At 73.0% G+C, this 17,326-nt stretch carries 12 protein-coding genes; 3 read left to right on the plus strand and 9 right to left on the minus strand.

The window, feature by feature from the left end; genetic code table 11:
- The first annotated feature begins 46 nt into the window (after positions 1–46).
- Positions 47–1,339 (plus strand): MFS transporter, encoded by a 1,293-nt coding sequence (locus Q6348_RS02090; RefSeq protein ID WP_304599674.1) that lies wholly within the window; start codon positions 47–49, stop codon positions 1,337–1,339.
- On the opposite strand, the gene Q6348_RS02095 is transcribed toward Q6348_RS02090, so the two are convergent.
- From Q6348_RS02095 to Q6348_RS02130, 8 genes are all read right to left on the minus strand, one after another.
- Positions 1,296–2,372, minus strand: coding sequence for a VIT1/CCC1 transporter family protein (locus tag Q6348_RS02095; protein WP_304599675.1), 1,077 nt, complete (start codon positions 2,370–2,372; stop codon positions 1,296–1,298). The two genes, Q6348_RS02090 and Q6348_RS02095, sit on opposite strands and share 44 nt — an antisense overlap.
- Positions 2,373–2,389: 17 nt before the next feature.
- Complete coding sequence (locus Q6348_RS02100) at positions 2,390–3,328, minus strand: methylenetetrahydrofolate reductase (RefSeq protein WP_304599676.1); 939 nt, start codon at positions 3,326–3,328, stop codon at positions 2,390–2,392.
- Between the two features lie 122 nt (positions 3,329–3,450).
- Positions 3,451–5,697 (minus strand): glycoside hydrolase family 31 protein, encoded by a 2,247-nt coding sequence (locus Q6348_RS02105; protein ID WP_304599677.1) that lies wholly within the window; start codon positions 5,695–5,697, stop codon positions 3,451–3,453.
- On the minus strand, positions 5,694–6,836 hold the full coding sequence (locus Q6348_RS02110; protein WP_304599678.1) for a glycoside hydrolase family 15 protein: 1,143 nt from the start codon (positions 6,834–6,836) through the stop codon (positions 5,694–5,696). Before Q6348_RS02110 ends, Q6348_RS02105 begins: the two co-directional genes overlap by 4 nt.
- Positions 6,837–6,916: 80 nt before the next feature.
- On the minus strand, positions 6,917–8,188 hold the full coding sequence (locus Q6348_RS02115) for an ABC transporter substrate-binding protein (RefSeq protein ID WP_304599679.1): 1,272 nt from the start codon (positions 8,186–8,188) through the stop codon (positions 6,917–6,919).
- Positions 8,189–8,246: 58 nt separating this feature from the next.
- Positions 8,247–9,131 carry a carbohydrate ABC transporter permease gene (locus tag Q6348_RS02120; RefSeq protein WP_304599680.1) on the minus strand — a complete coding sequence of 295 codons (885 nt, stop codon included), beginning with the start codon at positions 9,129–9,131 and terminating at the stop codon, positions 8,247–8,249.
- Positions 9,124–10,065 carry a carbohydrate ABC transporter permease gene (locus Q6348_RS02125; RefSeq protein WP_304599681.1) on the minus strand — a complete coding sequence of 314 codons (942 nt, stop codon included), beginning with the start codon at positions 10,063–10,065 and terminating at the stop codon, positions 9,124–9,126. The genes Q6348_RS02120 and Q6348_RS02125 overlap by 8 nt, the downstream gene beginning before the upstream one ends.
- A complete protein-coding gene (locus Q6348_RS02130; protein ID WP_304599682.1) occupies positions 10,062–11,255 on the minus strand; it encodes an ROK family transcriptional regulator in 1,194 nt (397 codons plus the stop codon). The genes Q6348_RS02125 and Q6348_RS02130 overlap by 4 nt, the downstream gene beginning before the upstream one ends.
- A 216-nt stretch (positions 11,256–11,471) precedes the next feature.
- Between Q6348_RS02130 and Q6348_RS02135 the strand changes: the two genes are divergently transcribed.
- The gene (locus tag Q6348_RS02135; protein ID WP_304599683.1) at positions 11,472–12,446 is read left to right on the plus strand and encodes an FKBP-type peptidyl-prolyl cis-trans isomerase; all 975 of its coding nucleotides are present in this window, start codon (positions 11,472–11,474) and stop codon (positions 12,444–12,446) included.
- A gap of 102 nt (positions 12,447–12,548) precedes the next feature.
- On the opposite strand, the gene Q6348_RS02140 is transcribed toward Q6348_RS02135, so the two are convergent.
- A complete protein-coding gene (locus Q6348_RS02140; RefSeq protein WP_304599684.1) occupies positions 12,549–15,017 on the minus strand; it encodes a glycoside hydrolase family 94 protein in 2,469 nt (822 codons plus the stop codon).
- Between the two features lie 246 nt (positions 15,018–15,263).
- On the opposite strand from Q6348_RS02140, the gene Q6348_RS02145 reads away from it, so the two are divergent.
- Entirely contained in the window at positions 15,264–17,324 is a 2,061-nt protein-coding gene (locus Q6348_RS02145; protein ID WP_304599685.1) for an elongation factor G, read from the plus strand.
- The last annotated feature ends 2 nt before the right edge of the window (positions 17,325–17,326 follow it).

Raw genomic sequence — 17,326 nt, forward strand, 5'->3', positions numbered from 1 at the left:
ACCAGGCCCGTCCTGCGGCGGTCCGCGAGGACGCGATGATGGGTCCGTGCTCCGCCCGTACCGCGACGTCCTCGCACGCCCCGGCGCGCTCGCGTTCTCGCTCGCCGGGCTGCTGGCCCGCCTGCCGATCTCCACGGTGGGGATCGGCGTCGTGCTCGCGGTGTCCGCCCGGTACGGCTCCTACGCGCTGGCGGGACGCGTCGCGGCGGTCGTGGTGCTGACCCAGGCGCTGTGCGGGCCGCCGTTGTCCCGGCTCGTCGACCGCCACGGCCAGGCCCGTGTCATGGGCCCGGCCGTGGTCAGCACGGTGCTCGGGCTCGGCGTCCTGGCGGGGACCGCGACCGCCGCAGGGCCGGTCTGGCTGCTGTACGTCGGCGCGGTGGTGGTGGGCGCGACGGCCGGCTCCGTCGGTGCCCTCGTGCGCGCGCGGTGGTCCCACCTGCTCACCACGCCCGCTGAGGTGCACACCGCCTACTCCTGGGAGTCCACCCTCGACGAGGTCGTGTTCATGGTTGGCCCGGTGCTCGCGACCGTCCTGGCCACGAACGTCGTCCCCGCCGGCGGCCTGCTGCTGGCCGCCGGAGCGGCCGGCGTGGGCGGCTGGCTCCTGCTCGCCCAGCGCGACACCGAGCCGCCGTCGTCCGCCGGGGCCGACCACGTCGGCGGACCGAGCGTCGTCAGCGGGTCGCTGCTGGTGCTCGTCGGCTCGTTCGTCGGGATGGGGGCGATCTTCGGCGCGACCGACGTCGCGGTGGTCGCGTTCACGCAGGAGCTGGGCCGCAAGCCGCTGGCAGGGGTCGTGCTCGGGGTGATGGCGCTCGGGTCGGGACTGGCCGGCTTCGCCTACGGCGCCAGGAGCTGGACCGGTCCCCAGTGGCGGCGGTACGGCGTGGGGATGGTTGCGCTCGGCGTCGGGGTCGGGCTCTTCGGCACCGTTGGCACCATCCCCGCGCTCGGCGGCGTGATGCTGGCCGTGGGCATGGCGATCGCGCCGACCCTGATCGCGGGCAACGGCCTGGTCGCCGAGCTGGTCCCCCGCGGCAGGCTGACCGAGGGGCTGACCTGGGTGGGAACCGCCCTCGCGGTCGGCGTCTCGGCGGGTTCGTGGGCAGCCGGCACCCTGGTGGACCGGTCCGGGTCGTCCGGCGGCTTCGCGGTGGTCATGGTGGCCGGGGGTACCGCTGCGGTGACAACCCTGCTCGCACTGCCCACGCTGCGCCGCGCAACCGCGGGAGCCCCGACGACCCTCGCGGTCCCGGACGACCGGGCGGGACGCCCCACGGCGGCCGCCGGGCTCAGCCGCCGCTCGCGCCGAAGGCGGCGCCCAGACCGTACGTGACCGCGGCGGCCCCGATCCCGATCGCGAGCTGGCGCACCGCCCGGCGCACCGGAGGACCACCGGAGATCAGGCCCACGACGGCGCCCACGAGCAGCAGGGCCACCCCGACGGCACCCACCGCGAGGAGCAGCGCCGCGGTCCCCGACATCCCGAACGCCCACGGCAGCACCGGGATCGCGGCACCGGAGGCGAAGAACGTGAAGCTGGACAGCGACGCGCCGATGTCGGTACCGACCGCGGCATGCTCCTCGGCGGGGTGGTCCCCCCGGAACGCCGTGGACGCCTGCCCGAGCTCGGCGATGTCCGCCAGGACCTCCTCGGCCCGGGCCTCGGCGTCCTGCGCCGACATGCCGCGCGCCCGGTACACCAGCGCGAGCTCGTTGGCCTGCCCCAGGTGCGGCAGGGCGTGCTCCGCCCCGGTCCCGAGCGCGGATGCGGCCAGCAGCTCGCGCTGGGACCGCACCGAGATGAACTCCCCGGCACCCATCGACAGCGCGCCGGCCAGCAGGCCGGCCAGGCCGGTCAGCAGGACGGTCCGCGTGTCGACACGGGCGGCGACCACCCCGATCACCAGGGCGAGGTTGGACACCAGCCCGTCGTTGGCGCCGAACACCGCTGCGCGGAACGTCCCCGACAGGCGCGTGCGGCCGCGCGCCGCCAGACCCCGGACGACCTCCTCGTGGATCCGCTCGTCCGCCGCCATCGTCGCGGTCGCGTCGGCGTCCACGTCGGCTGAGGCGCGCGCCTCGGCCCGCTGGGCCAGCGCGAGCACGAACACCGACCCGAACCATCGGGCCATCCGGGCCAGCACGCGGAACTGCCAGCTCGGCCGCACGGGCTCACCGACGCGGTCGCCGAGCAGCTCCTCCCAGTGCGCGGCGTGCCGGCCCTCGGCGTCGGCGAGGGCGAGCAGGATCTCGCGCTCCTCTCCGGTGCGGTGCCGCGCGAGCTCGCGGTAGACCTGCGCCTCGGCGCGCTCGTCGGCCAGGTTGCGTCGCCAGCGGCGGACGTCGGCGTGGGCGGTAGGGGCCATCGGGCCAGGGTGCCGGATCACAGGGCGGGGCGACCAGTCGCGGGGCGTAGACCTGTCCGGTCGAGGAGCGCGAGGGAGGCCGGGGCCTGGTTGAAGGTGTAGAGGTGCACGCCGGGGGCGCCGGCCGCGAGGACCGCGTCGACGAGCTCGGCGCCCATCGCCAGGCCGGCCGCCTCGCGATGGGCCTCGTCCGGCTCGGCGTCGAGAGCGGCCAGGATCCGCCCGGGCACCGGTACGCCGGAGATCTCCTCCAGCCGACGCAGCCGGTTCGGGTCGGTCAGGGGGACCAGGCCCGGCACCAGCGGCAGGTGGACGCCCACCGCCCGCGCGGCGGCCACGTACCGGGTGTAGGACTCCACCTCGAAGAACACCTGGGTGATCGCGTACCCCGCTCCGGCGTCCTGCTTGGCTCGCAGCGCGAGCAGGTCGCCGCAGGTGGCCGCGTCAGGGGCGTCCGGCGCGAGGCAGGACGGCGTGGCCGCGACCCCGACGCCCAGCCGGGGGTCGGCGTCCAGCAGCAGCTCGACCAGCTCGCTGGCCCGCTGCAGACCCTCGGGGTGCGGCGTCCAGGTGATCGTCCCGGCGGGCGGGTCGCCGCGCAGCGCGAGGAAGTCCTGCACGCCGTCGGCGAGGAACCCCCGCGCCACCTCCCGCAGCTCGTCCCGCGGCGAGCCGATGCACGTCAGGTGCGCGACCGGTCGGACGGCGGTGTGCTCGGCGACCCAGCGCACCACCTCCCGAGAGGTCTCCCGCGAGGAGCCGGAGGCACCGTAGGTCACCGAGAGGAAGTCCGGTGCGGCCTCGGCCAGCGCCGGCAGGGTGCGCTGCCACAGCCGCTCTGCGGCACCCGGCGAGCGCGGTGGGTAGAGCTCGAAGGAGACCGTCGGCCCCAGCTCGCCCGACGCCCGGAGCCGGGACGGCAGCACGGCGGGGGGCGGGGCCGGGACGGTGGACATGACGCTCCAGTGAGGCGGGCGAGGGTGAGGAGACGGCGAGACGGATCGTCTCACACAGCGGGCGGCCGGCCGGCGCAGCACCGCCGGGTAGCGGTCCCTGGCGGGCCGCACGCTCGCGAGGCTCACGGCCGGAAGACGGCGCGCCACCTCGGCCAGGCCTCCGCCCGGCACCACACCGGGACGACGTCGCGCGGGACCTCGCGCTCGACCACCCCGCCGCCGGTCACCGTCTCGCCGCTCCACACGTCGACCCACGCGCCCTCGGGCAGCGCGGTTCCCCAGCGCTCCACGCCCGGCCGGGTCACGGGGTGCACCAGCAGGTCGTCGCCCAGCTGGAACTGGTGCGGGAAGGCCCAGTAGCGCTCGTCCCGGGGGTGGTCCACGAACATGGCGCGCATCAGCGGTCGACTCGCGGCGATCGCCACGCGGGCCTGCTCGGCCAGGTACGGCACGAGGCGCTCCCGCAGGTGGGCGTAGCGACGGAAGACGTCGACCACCTCGGGGTCGTCGTGCGTCCGGGCGACGTTCCACGGTGTGCGGTCGCGCAGCGGGGGGCGGTGGTGGTGGAACTCGGAGTGGTACTGCATGACCGGCATGAACGTGGCGGCCGCGGTCGCCCGCAGGTACAGCTCGGGCTCGGGCACCGGACCGGAGAACCCCGCGAGGTCCCAGCCCCAGTAGACGATCCCGCACGCCGAGGCGCTGAGTCCGGCGGTGATGGAGTGCTCGAACGCCGCCCAGGTGGAGTCCTCGTCCCCGGCCCACACGATGCCGTGCGCCTGGGTGCCGGTGAACCCGGCACGCGAGAAGGTCACCGGCGGCTTGCCGCACGAGCGCAGCAGGTCGCCGAAGGCCCGCGCGAAGTGCACCGGGTTGAGGTTGTTCGCCTCGTCGCCACGGCGGCCGTCGGCGTAGCGCAGGTCGTGGCCCCAGGCGTGCTCGCCGCCGTCGGTCTTGAACCCGTCGACGTCGAGGTCCTCGACGAGGTAGCGGCGGTACTCCGTCCAGACCGCCCGCCCCTCGGGTGTGGACAGGTCGGGCATCAGCGCGCGGGGGAACCACCAGCCCCGGTTGCGGTAGGCCGTGCCGTCGGCCTCGCGCACCACGTGACCGTCGCGCTCCAGGGCCGCGCCGTCGGCGAGCACCTGGCCGGTCTGGTCGGGGCGCCAGGGGGTGTCGTCGCGGGCGATCGTCTCGTCGGTCTTGAGCAGTGGGATCTGCCAGAGCACGACCTTGATGCCGCGCTCGTGCATGTCGGCCACCCAGCCCGCCGGGTCCGGCCACGGGCCGTCGGCGGGGAACGTGAAGTCCTCCGCCCGCCGGGGCGAGCCATCGGCGTGCACCGCCCAGCGCGCGCCGCCGAACTCGGTGATCCCCAGCTCGTCGCTCCATGCCTCGACCACGACGACGCCGACCGGGATGTCCAGGTCGCGGTGGGTGTCCATCCGCTGCGTCACGATCTCCTGGGTGTGCCACTCGTTGCCCGAGGCCCACAGCCGCAGCACCCAGTCCGGCAGCTCCTCGGCCCGGCCGACCTCGTCGCCGAACGCGGTGAGCACCGTGGCCGGGTCGCCCTCGTAGACCGCGACGTCCAGCTGCTCGCGCTCCGCCCCGCCGAGCGTCGCCTCCACGACGAGCAGGTCTGGCTCGGTGGCGCCCACGTCGTACCAGGTGCGCCGCGTGGTGCGGACGTGGAAGCCCCAGCCGTCCCCACCGACCACGTGCGCGAACGGCATCGGCAGGTAGGTGCGGCGGTGCTCGCCCTGGGCCTTGTACTGCTCGAAGACCACCGCGTCGGGCGTCCGGCCGCGCTGGTCGAGCGCGTCGAACCGCTCGCCGAAGCCGACCACGTGCTCGCTCGGCTCCAGCCGCAGCGCGAACCGCACCCGGTGAACGCCGTCGTCGTCGCGCAGCCACCGCACCGAGCCGGGCACCAGGCGGGGGTGGTCCTCCCGCCCGCCGACGAGCAGCCGACCACCGTGCGGGGCCCAGGTCGCCACGTTCACGTCGAACCATGCCGTGGCCTCGTCGCCGGCGACGAACCGGTAGCGGTGACGTCCCGCGGCGAGCGGTCCGGTGGTCACGGCCCAGCCGCCCTCGTCGGCGAGCTGTGCCGCCTGCGCCTCGGCCAGGTGTCCCTCGCCGCCGGCGAGCGCCGCGGCGTCGGCCGACGGCCCCGCGGGCGCCAGGTCCAGCACCTGGACCGCGCCTGAGGCGTCCTGCCACTCGCAGCGAGGCGCGCCCGCGGGACCGTCCACGACGACCCCGAGCCGGACACGCTCGCCGGCCACCGGCAGCACCGGGGTGCGCTGGTCGGCCGAGGCGGCATAGGGGTGCTCGACCCCGTGGGGGCGGTGCTGCAGCGTCATCGGGGGTCCTCGCTCAGTGCGGTGGTCAGGATGAGCACCATGCCGTGCGACCACAGCAGCGGGGTCGCGACCGGACCCCACCGCCGAAGCCACTCGTCGCGGTGCTCGGGGTGCAGCAGGTGGTCGGGCACCTGCTCGGGCAGGTCGCCCTCGGCGGTGGCGGTCGCCAGCGCCCAGTCCAGGTGACGCTCGGCGCCCTGGCGGTCGCCGGCGGCGAGCAGGTTCCAGCCCAGCAGGCAGGACAGCAGCGGCCACTGGCCGCCGCCGTAGAACACGTCGGCGGCGAACCGGTGCACCCCGCCGTCGACGTCCAGGTCCCGCCCGATCGCCTCGAGGGTGGCGGTCGCCAGCGGCGAGCCCACGGGCACGAGCCCGAACGGCACCACGCACGAGGCCAGCGACGCGTCCACCGCGTCCGAGCCGACCCACTTGGCCAGGTGTGCGGCCGTCGGGTCGGCCGCCCGACCCCGCGTCACACCGCCGGTCAGGCCCGAGGACTCGACCCGCAGCGCGGCCTCGCGCGCCCTGGTCGCGCGCTCGGGGTCGAGGGTCCCTCCGGCGACGGCGGCCAGCAGACCGGCGCGGACGGCGGCGAGCGTGGAGGTGTGCACGTGCTCGACGTGCTCCTCCCACCAGTCATAGCAGGGCCGGTCGCCCACGGCGACCAGGTAGTCGGTGGCCACCGCGACGGCCGGCGCCCACCGCTCGAGGGGTACGTCGTGGCGCCTGGCGTGCGCCTCGACGGCCCACAGCCACATGCCGTAGCCGTCGGTCTGGAAGTCCCACCACGGCTCCGAGCCGTCCGCCCCGTCGAGCGTGAACCGGGTGGGCAGCATGGCCGACGCGGGCACCTCCCGCCCGACCGCGGCGTCCGCGACGATCGCGGCCACCCGGTCGGCGCGATCGGTCAGGAGCCGCGCCGCCCAGTCGTGGAACGCGTCCGCGGACGCGACGTCGCCCCACCGCGACATCCCCTCGGCGACGAAGGAGCCGTCCCGCAGCCACGCGTAGCCGCGATACGCCGAGAACGTGGGGGAGGCGGGGTAGGCGCCACCGGGGTGCTGGAGCGCCGCGATGACGGCGTGGCTGCGGGCGGCCAGCTCGGCACGGGCCGCGACGCCCGGTCGGGGGCGGGTCATGGCGAGGTCACCTCTCGGGGCGGGATCGAACCGGGGGACACGCGCAGCAGGGGTGCGCATGTCCCCCGGCGGGGCGGGCGTCAGCCGGCCAGCAGGGCGTTGATCTGCTTGGCGGCCTCGGACACGGCCTGGGCTGCCGTCATCCGGCCCGCCGCAGCCTCGGTGAGCTGGTTGTTCACGATGTCGACCATCTGGTTCTGCTTCTCGCCGATCGTCGGCGGCAGGGCCACGTGGTCGAGCGAGTCGAAGACGGCCTGGCGGTTGGCCGGCTCACCCTTGTCGAGGTAGCTCGACAGCACGCTCTGGTCGGAGATCGGCGGCAGCTCCCAACCGGCGTCGAGGCGGACCTTGGCGGCCTCCTGCGAGCCGGACAGGAAGGCGGCGAACGCGGTCGCCTCCTTGACGTGCTTGCTCGTGGCCGAGACGCCGAGGGCGTTGGAGAACATCGCCGACGCCTGCGTGGTGTTGCCGGGCTCGACCGCGATGTCCCAGTTCAGCCCCGCGTCGGCGGCCTTGCCGAACATCCAGATGCCGGTGTGCCACATCGCGAGCTTGCCGCTCGTGAACAGGGTCGTGTCGAAGTCCGGCGTGCCCGCGCCCTGCTCGGCGGTCGGCATCGTCGTCCCGCTCTTGCCGATCAGCCACTGGGCCGCCTCGACGCCCGCCGGGGTGTCGAAAGCGACGGACTTCCCGTCGTCCGACAGGAAGGGCACGCCGTTCTGCGCGAGCGCCTTGTAGAACTCGTAGTAGCTGATCGGCTGGTAGTCGCCCCAGACCCCGGCAGCGGTGTCGGTGAGCTTCTTGGCGGCCGCCTGCTCGTCCGCCCAGGTCCAGCTCGAGTCCGGGTAGGACAGGCCGGCCGCGTCGAACAGGTCCTTGTTGTAGAACAGCACGACGTCGGAGAACGAGCTGGGCAAGGCGTACTGCGTGCCGTCGGTCTGGTAGGCGTCCAGCAGCGACGGGGTGTAGACGGACGTGTCCACGCCGTCGATCGGCGCGAGCACGCCCTCGGCCTGGTACGCCCCGTAGTTGGCGTACTCGACGTCGAAGACGTCCGACGCCGTGCCGGCGGCGAGGTCGGTCTGCAGCGCGGTGCCGTAGTCGGCGTAGGCCATCGTCGTCACCTTGACGGTCACGCCCGGGTTCGCGGCCTCGAAGGCCTGCACGATCTGCGCGAGGTTGTCCTCGTTGCCGCCGTTGGCGATGAAGCCGGTGTAGGTGATCGTGACGTCCTGGGCGGCGGGGCTCGCCCCACCGGTGTCGCTCGGGTCCGAGGTGGACCCTGACGAGCAGGCCGCGAGCGTCAGCGCGAGCGCGCCGACCGCGAGGGTGGCCGGGGTACGGCGGTTCATGAGCATCTCCTTCGATGGTGCCGGGTCGGCGACCGGGGCGGGAGCGCCCCGGTCGTGGTCACTTGAGTCCGGAGCTGGCCACGCCCTGGACGACGTAGCGCTGGGCGAGGACGTAGAGCGCGAGCATGGGCAGGATGCTGACGACCGAGCCGGCCATCACGACGTCCCATTGCGTCGTGTACTGGCCCTGGAGCGCCTGCAGCGCCACCGGGAACGTCTGCCGCTGCGGTGAGCGCAGGATGATCAGCGGCCACAGGAAGGCGTTCCAGCTCTGCATGAACGCGAACACCGCGAGCGTGGCCAGCGCGGGACGGATGTTGGGCAGCACGATCCGCGTGAAGATGCGCCAGTGCCCGGCGCCGTCCAGGGTCGCTGCCTCGTCGAGCTCGCGCGGCACCTGGTTGACGGCCTGGCGCAGCAGGAACACGGCGAACGCGGTGGACACGGTCGGCAGCAGCGCGCCCAGATAGCTGTCGATCAGCCCGAAGGTCTTCATCTCTGCGAACAGCGGCACGATGAGCACCTGGAGCGGGACCATCATCGTGGCGAGGTAGACCGCGAACAGCGCGTCCCGGCCGCGGAAGTCCAGCCTGCTGAACGCGTACGCGGCCATCGCACCGGTGGTCATCTGGAGCAGGGTCGCCGCGACGGCGAGCCCCAGGCTGTTGAGCGTGACCCGGGCGAACGGCAGCCGCGTGAACAGCTCGACGTAGGCGGACAGCGACGGCTGGTCCGGGATGAGGGACGGCGTGGCCGTCAGCCCGCTGCCCGGGCTGATCGAGGTCACCACGGCCCATGCGAACGGGAACAGCATGACCAGGGCACCTGCCACCACGACGAGGTGCAGGGCGACGCGGCCGACGGTGATCCGCGGCCGCGGACGCGCGGGGGCGCTCGACCCGCTGGTGGTCGCAGGCGCCGGGCGGGTGGCGACGTCAGGCATAGGTCACCCACCGGCGCTGGCCCCGGATCTGCACGAGCGTGATCGCGAGGATGACGGCGAACAGCAGCCAGGACAGGGCGGAGGCGGACCCCGCCTCGCCGTAGCGGAAGGCCAGCTGCTGGATGCGCAGGACGACGACCTCGCTGGACCCGTTGGGGCCGCCCGCCGTCATGGCGTACACCTGGTCGAACACCTGGAACCCGTTGATCAGCGAGATGACCACCACGAAGAACGTCGAGGGCGACAGCAGCGGCAGCACGACGCTCCACAGCCGGCGCCACCAGCCCGCGCCGTCGACGCGTGCGGCCTCCAGGACCTCCGTGGGGATCGCCTGGAGCCCGGCGAGCAGGATCACCATGACGAACCCGAGGTCCTTCCACGCCGAGGCGAGGACGACCGAGGCCATCGACCAGGCGGGGTCCGTCCACCAGCCGGGTCCCTGGACGCCCAGCTGCGCGAGCGTCCAGTTCACGATCCCGACGCTCGGGTTGAGCAGCCAGCGCCACACCAGGGCGACCACGATCCAGCTGGTCACGACCGGCAGGAAGTACACCCCGCGGAGCAGCGCACGGCCATGGAGAGCGGTGTTCAGCGCGAGCGCGAGACCGAGGCCGCCCCCATACACCAGTGGCAGGTAGCCGGCCAGGTAGCCCAGGGTGTGCCCGAACGCCGCGAGGGTCGCGGGGTCGCGCAGGAGCGCGGCGTAGTTGCCGAGCCCGACCCAGTGCATCGACCCGATGAGGTTCCACTCGTGCAGGCTGATCCAGCCCGCGCCGAGCATGGGCACGATCACGAACGCCGCGAGCGGCAGCGCGCTGGGCAGCAGGAACGCCAGCGCCCACCACCCGGTACGACGCCGCGCAGCGGAGCGGCTCCGGCCGCCCGTACGGGTGGCCCCTCGGGTGGGGCGGCGGCTGACGGCAGGGGCGGTCATGCGCTCGGCCCTGCGTGCAGGCGCTCGCGCACCAGCGAGCCCTGGTCCCCGGTGGCGCCGGTCTGGTCGAACGGCGAGGCGAGCACGAGGGCTGCAGCGCCCAGCGCCCACTTGTCCTCGTCCCAGGAGTCGATGCGGTACGGGGTCCCCCGGCGGCTCGGCATCAGGTGCCGGCGGAAGGACGCGGCGAACCCGACCTCCCAGTACTGCCAGGCCGTGATGCCCTCGCCGAGCAGGACGACGACCTCCGGATCCAGGGTGTGCACCACCCCCGCCAAGGCCTGGCCGAGCATCGCGCCGGCCTCGGCGAAGAGTGCTCGGGCGTCGGCCGAGCCCTGGTCGGCCGCGAGCCGCAGCGCGTCGATGCCGTCGTCGGTGATGCCGCGCTCGCGCGCGGCGCGCTCGAGCGCGGCCTGGCCGATGTAGGCCTCGAGACAGCCCTGGCCGCCGCAGGCGCAGGCCGGGCCGTCCACCGACATCGGCAGGTGCCCGATCTCACCGGCGCCGCCATAGGCGCCGCGGTACAGCGCCCCGTCGATCACGACGCCGCAGCCGATGCCCCGCCCGATCGTGGCGACCAGGTAGGAGCCGTGGTCCCGGCCGACGCCGTACACGCGCTCTGCGACCGCGAGCGTGTTCACGTCGTTCTCCACCAGGACCGGGACCCCCAGTGCGCTCCGCAGGGCGCGCCCCACACGCGCCTCCGACCACCCCAGGGTCGGCGCCTCGACGGTGCCCGAGTCCTGGCTGTCGACCGCCCCGGGGATGCCCACGCCGACGCCGAGCAGGTGCCCGTCGTGCGACTCGACGGCGTCCCGCAGCAGGACGGCGAGCGCGTCGAGGGCGTGCGGGGCGTCCGGGTCGAAGGCGTGCACGCTGGACCCCGTCACGCTGCCGTCGAGGGCGACGTGCACGAGCGCGACGTGGTCCGCGGTCACCTTCGCGCCGATCGCGCCCCAGCCCGTCGAGGCCAGACCGAGCCGGCGTGCGGGGCGGCCACCGTGCGAGGGCACCTGGTCCAGCTCCACGACGAGGTCGCGGGCGAGCAGCGCCTTGGTGATCTGGGTCACCGTGGCCGGGCTCACGCCCAGCTGCCGCGCGAGCTCCGCGCGGGACAGCGGTCCACGGGTGCCGAGGAGGCCGAGGACCGCCGAGGGGACCAGGTCCCCTCGAGCCGGCTGAGCTGGCACCGCGCACCCCTTTGTTCGACGCTTTATTTAGTCGCAAACTATCTGCATGACGCGAGACCGTCAAGCCCCAGTCCCGACGATGCGGCGCACATCTGCACCGCATCCCCACACCGCGGACAGGCCGCGCACAGCCGGGGGACGTATCCTCGCCACGGTCCGTGTCCGAGCGGACGCCGGGGCCAAGCCCCCGGGCAACCACGTCGAAGGACCCTGCTCGTGCGCCGACCGGCCACCCTCCTGCTCGCCGCCACCCTGCTCCTGCCCGCCGCCACCGTGGCGGCCTGCTCGGGCGGCTCGAGCACACCCAGCCCCTCGAACAGCTCCGCCACCGGCTCACCGAGCAGCTCGCCCACGACATCGGCCCAGGACGAGGCCGCGCTCGCTGCGGTGAAGGTCTCCGGCGACCTGGGCAGCGCCCCCAAGGTCACGTTCGACACCCCGTTCGCCGTGAGCACGACCGTCGCGCGCATGGACACCAAGGGCTCGGGCGACCCGATCGCCAAGGGCGCCATGGTGCAGGTCGACTACGCGGTGTTCTCGGGCGACGACGGCAGCAAGGTCGGCTCCACCTGGGACACCGGCAAGCCGGACGTCCTCCCGCTCGGTTCCCTCAACCCCGCTTTCGAGCCGCTGGTGTCCACGCTGGTGGGCGCCCCCATGGGCAGCCGGGTCGTGCTCGGCATCCCCGGCGCCCCGGCGACCGAGTCCCAGGCCGCCCAGCCGTCCAGCGTCATGGTCCTCGAGGTCGACAAGGTGGTCCCGACGCGGGCCACGGGTACCCCGGTGACCCCGCCCGCCGGGCTGCCGACGGTCACCCTGGACAGCTCCGGCCAGCCCTCCATCACCGTGCCGTCCGACGCGACCAAGCCCACCGACCTGGTCACCCAGACCCTCATCAAGGGTGACGGCGCCGAGGTGAAGTCGGGGGACACCCTCACGGTGCAGTACAGCGGGTGGCTGTGGGACGGCACGCAGTTCGACTCGTCGTGGACCCGCGGCACGCCGTTCCAGACCCAGATCGGCGTCGGCCAGGTCGTCAAGGGCTGGGACCAGGGCCTGGTGGGCCAGACGGTCGGCAGCCAGGTGCTCCTCGTCATCCCGCCGTCGCTGGGCTACGGGGACCAGGAGCAGGGCTCGATCCCCGCAGGCTCCACGCTGATCTTCGTCGTGGACATCCTCGCCGCGCACTGACCGCCGCCGCGTGCAGACACCGACGCGGGCCCTTCCCCACGGGGAGGGGCCCGCGTCGCGTCTGGCGGGGCGAGGTCCGCAACTACCCGCCCCGCCGGCTCCTCAGACCACGGCCGCCACCCGCACGACCGAACCGGCCGGAGCGTACGGCACGGTGGTGCCCTCGACAGGTGAGCCGTCCACGGTGAGCCGAGCGGTCGCGCCGTCGGCCCCCGTGTTGTGCACCGTGATCTCGTAGGTCGCGCCGCGGATCACGCGCCGGACGCGGAACTCCGGCACGTCGGGGCCGATCCTCGGGTCGACGACCAGACCGTCCCAGTCCGGCCGGATCCCCAGGAGGTGCTGGCTCACCGCGACGAAGTTCCACGCCGCGGTCCCGGTCAGCCAGGAGTTCTTGGCCTCACCGTGCCGAACCGCCTCCTTGCCCGCGATCATCTGGGCGTAGACGTACGGCTCCTGGCGGTGCACCTCGGAGATCTCCTCCCGGTACGCCGGGGCGATCCGCCGGTAGTAGTCGAAGGCTCGTGCGCCGTGCCCCAGCACCGTCTCCCCGATGATCACCCACGGGTTGTTGTGGCAGAAGATGCCGCCGTTCTCCTTGTACCCGGGCGGGTAGGTGGAGACCTCGCCGAGCTCGATCCGGTAGGTCGTGTAGGCGGGGTGCTGCAGCACCAAGCCGTGCGGGGTGGCCAGGAGCTCGTGCACGGACTCCAGCGCCGTCTCGGCGACCGACGGGCCACCGTCGGCGGGTCGGTCGGTGCCGATCCCCGCCATCACGGCGAAGCCCTGCGGCTCGATCCAGATCTTGCCCTCGGAGTCCTCGTCGGTGCCGACCTTGTGCCCGTAGTAGTCGTAGGCGCGCAGGAACCACCGACCGTCCCAGCCGTGCTCGAGCACCGCATCACGCATCCGCTGCACGTCCTCGCGCGCCGCCGCGGCGACGTCGGCCAGCCCGTGGCGTTCGGCGATCTGCGCGTACTGCTCCCCGTACAGGACGAACTGGGTGGCGATGAAGAGCGACTCCGCGACGCCGCCCGCCTGGTTCTCGGTGGTCTGGAACGACTCACCCGGCTCGGTCGAGAAGCAGTTCAGGTTCAGGCAGTCGTTCCAGTCCGCCCGGCCGATCAGCGGCAGCCCGTGCGGGCCAAGGTTCTCGGTGACGAACCGGAACGACCGCGTCAGGTGCTCGAAGAGGGGCGCCGCGAGGGCGTCGTCGTTGTCGAACGGCACCTGCTCGTCGAGGATCGCGAGGTCGCCGGTCTCCTTGAGGTACGCCGCGACGCCCGCGACGAGCCACATCGGGTCGTCGTTGAACCCCGAGCCCAGGTCGTGGTTCCCACGCTTGGTCAGCGGCTGGTACTGGTGGTACGCCGAACCGTCCGGCAGCTGGGTCGCGGCGATGTCGAGGATCCGCTCGCGGGCCCGCTCGGGGATCAGGTGCACGAAGCCCAGCAGGTCCTGGGTCGAGTCCCGGAAGCCCATCCCGCGCCCGATCCCGGTCTCGAAGTACGACGCCGAGCGCGACATGTTGAACGTGACCATGCACTGGTACTGGTTCCAGATGTTGACCATCCGGTCCAGCCGCGGGTCGGTGGAGCTCACCGAGTAGGTGGACAGCAGCCCGGTCCAGTACCGCTGCAGGTCGGCGAAGGCGGCGTCGGTCTGCTCCGTGCTGGCGAACCTGGCCAGCAGCGCGTGCGCCGGCGCCTTGTTGACCACCTGGTGGGCGTCGTCGGCCCACTTCGCGTCGTCGGGGTTCTCGAGGTAGCCGAGCACGAAGGTGTAGGTGGCCGACTCGCCCGGGGCGAGCGTCGGGCGCACGCAGAGCGAGCCGATCGGGTACCAGCCCGAGGCCACAGAGCCCGCCGACGTGCCGGCGTGCGGGACCGCGGCCTCGCCCAGGCCGTTGTACGGGCCGACGAACGTGTCGCGGTCCGTGTCGAAGCCCTCGGCGCGGGCGTTGACGGCGTGCACCGCGAAGTGGTCGCGCCGCTCGCGGTACTCGGTGCGGTGGTACACCGCCGACCCGTACGGACCGTCCTGCTCGACCTCGACCTCACCGATCGACAGGTTGCGCTGGTAGTTGGTCTGGTCGTCCTGGGCGTTCCAGAGCGCGAACTCCACGAAGGAGAACAGGGCCGGCGTCTTGACCGCGTCCGACGTGTTCGTCGCGGTCACCCTGGCGACCTCGGCGTCGGTGTCGACCGGGACGAAGTGCAGCTGCTCGACCCGCAGGCCCCCGCGCTCGCCGGTGATGCGGGTGTAGCCCAGACCGTGCCGGGTCTCGAAGTGGTCCAGGTCCGCCTTCACGGGCAGCCACGTCGGGGTCCACACGTCCCCCCCGTCGTGGACGTAGAAGTACCGGCCGCCGGCATCCGTGGGGATGTTGTTGTAGCGGTACCGCGTGAGCCGCCGCATCCGCGCGTCCCGGTAGAACGAGTAGCCCCCGCCGAGGTGGGAGATGAGGGAGAAGAAGTTCTGCGAGCCCAGGTAGTTGATCCACGGCGCCGGGGTGTGCGGGGTCGTGATGACGTACTCGCGGGTCTCGTCGTCGAAGTGCCCGTAGCGCATGATCGCCTCTCTGCCTGGGGGGTGAGACCGGTCCCACCGATCACCGTCAACGGTACTCGGGAGAAGGGTCGTGCCCCAAGGCCACGGCGCGACCGTACTGGTGCCCGACCGGCCCCGCCCGTCGAGGCTCGCCGTGCGCCGCAAGCCCGCCGTGCGGCCCGTCCACGGTCCTTGGTCATGTTTGCCCGGCCGGATGTCGTGACTAGCCTGTGGCCTCTAGGGCCCACTCCGACGAAGGAGAAGCACATGGGAACGGCGGCGACGCCTGTCATCCGGAATGTGGCCCTGGTGGGCCACAGCGGTGTCGGTAAGACCATGCTGGCGGAGGCGTTGCTCCATCGCGCCGGCGTGGTCCCGCGACTCGGATCGGTCGAGGACGGCTCGACCGTCTGCGACACGGAGCCCGAGGAGGTCAAGCGAGGCATCTCGCTGTCCCCCGCGATCGCCCCGTTCGAGTGGAAGGCCCCCGACGGCCAGACCTACACGATCAACCTCATCGACGCGCCCGGGTACGCCGACTTCGCGGGCGGGATGGACCAGGCCCTGTCCGTGGCGGACCTCGCCGTCGTCGTGGTGAGCGCGGTCGACGGTGTCGAGGTCGGCACGGAGATCGCCTGGCAGCAGTGTGCCGAGCTGGGCATCCCGCGCCTCGTGTTCTGCACCAAGGAGGACAAGCAGCACGCCGACTTCCACCGGGTGCTCGACCAGCTGCGCGAGCTGGCCGGCTCGGGGATCGTGCCGCTCGAGCTGCCGATGGGTGAGGAGGAGTCGTTCCACGGCGTCGCCGACGTGCTCTCGGACACCGGCTACGACTACGACGCGGACGGCAGCCACCACGACGCGTCCATGCCGGACGACGTCGCGACCGAGGAGGCCGAGCTGCACGAGCAGGTTGCCGAGGAGATCGTCTCCGGCGACGACGAACAGCTCGAGCGCTACCTGTCCGGCGAGCAGGTGGACGCCGCCGAGCTCGAGCGCGCACTCGTCCACGAGGTGCGCGACTGCCAGGAGTTCCCCGTGCTCGTCGGCTCCTCGATCAGCGGGGTCGGCATCGACCGGCTCGCGGACTTCATCTGCGAGCTCGGCCCGGCACCGCGGGACACCACCGTGACCGTGCCGGGTGGCGAGACCATCGAGGTCGCGGCCGACCCGGCGGGGGACCCGCTCGCCTACGTCTTCCGGACGGTCGCCGACCCCTTCGTGGGCCAGGTGTCGGTGTTCAAGGTGCTGTCCGGCACGATCCGCAACGAGGACCGCCTCACCAACTCCGAGACCGGTACCGAGGAGCGCGTGCACGGACTGTTCAAGCTGCGCGGCAAGGAGCACCTCGCGGTGGACGAGGTCCAGGCCGGGGACATCGCCGCCCTGTCCAAGCTGAGCGGTACGCCCACGGGATCCACCCTGTCCAAGAAGGGCACGCCGGTGACCGTGGCCGGCCCACCGCCGCGCCCCACGCCGTACGCCCTGGCCCTCAAGCCGCTCACCCAGGCCGACGACGACAAGCTGTCCTCGGCCCTGCAGCGCCTCACCGGTGAGGACACCACCCTGGTGATGGACCGCACGGAGCACCAGACGATCCTGCGGGGCACCGGAGACACCCACCTGGCCGTCGCGCTCGAGCGGCTGTCCCGGAAGTTCGGCGTGAACGTCGAGACCGAGGACGTGACGATCCCCTACAAGGAGACGATCGCCAGGCAGGTCGAGGTCGAGGGCAAGCTGAAGAAGCAGTCCGGTGGCCACGGCCAGTACGCGGTCGCGATGCTCCGCGTGGGTCCCAAGCCTCAGGGGTCCGGCTCGGAGTTCGTCGACTCGATCGTGGGTGGGGCGATCCCCCGCAACTACATCCCGGCGGTCGAGAAGGGCGTCATGGAGGCCATGGAGAACGGCGGCGCCCACGGCTTCCCGGTCGTGGACGTGCGCGTCGAGGCCTTCGACGGCAAGGCGCACTCGGTCGACTCCTCCGACATGGCGTTCCGCACCGCGGCGGCCCTCGGGCTCAAGGAGGCCATGGCCAAGGCCGGGACCGTCGTGCTGGAGCCGGTGTCGATGGTCACCGTGACCGTACCGGTGGACCTGCAGGGTGACGTGATGGGCGACCTGTCCTCCCGCCGGGGCCGGATCGCCGGGACCGAGGTGCTGCCCGACGGACGGTGCACGATCCAGGCGATGGTCCCGGAGTCCGAGCTCTCCCGGTACGTGCTCGACCTGCGGTCCCTCACCGGCGGCCGCGGCTCGTTCACGGCGGCGCACGACCACTACGACGTGCTGCCGTCGCACCTGGTCGACAAGCTCCCCAAGCCCGAGTAGCG

Source organism: Actinotalea lenta, assembly GCF_030586465.1.
Classification (GTDB): Bacteria; Actinomycetota; Actinomycetes; order Actinomycetales; family Cellulomonadaceae; genus Actinotalea; species Actinotalea lenta.

Coding starts and splice junctions, on each gene's coding strand:
- Q6348_RS02145 (WP_304599685.1), top strand. CDS start 15,264: ATGGGAACGGCGGCGACGCCTGTCATCCGGAATGTGGCCCTGGTGGGC.
- Q6348_RS02120 (WP_304599680.1), bottom strand. CDS start 9,131: ATGCCTGACGTCGCCACCCGCCCGGCGCCTGCGACCACCAGCGGGTCG.
- Q6348_RS02100 (WP_304599676.1), bottom strand. CDS start 3,328: ATGTCCACCGTCCCGGCCCCGCCCCCCGCCGTGCTGCCGTCCCGGCTC.
- Q6348_RS02125 (WP_304599681.1), bottom strand. CDS start 10,065: ATGACCGCCCCTGCCGTCAGCCGCCGCCCCACCCGAGGGGCCACCCGT.
- Q6348_RS02115 (WP_304599679.1), bottom strand. CDS start 8,188: ATGAACCGCCGTACCCCGGCCACCCTCGCGGTCGGCGCGCTCGCGCTG.
- Q6348_RS02110 (WP_304599678.1), bottom strand. CDS start 6,836: ATGACCCGCCCCCGACCGGGCGTCGCGGCCCGTGCCGAGCTGGCCGCC.
- Q6348_RS02095 (WP_304599675.1), bottom strand. CDS start 2,372: ATGGCCCCTACCGCCCACGCCGACGTCCGCCGCTGGCGACGCAACCTG.
- Q6348_RS02140 (WP_304599684.1), bottom strand. CDS start 15,017: ATGCGCTACGGGCACTTCGACGACGAGACCCGCGAGTACGTCATCACG.
- Q6348_RS02105 (WP_304599677.1), bottom strand. CDS start 5,697: ATGACGCTGCAGCACCGCCCCCACGGGGTCGAGCACCCCTATGCCGCC.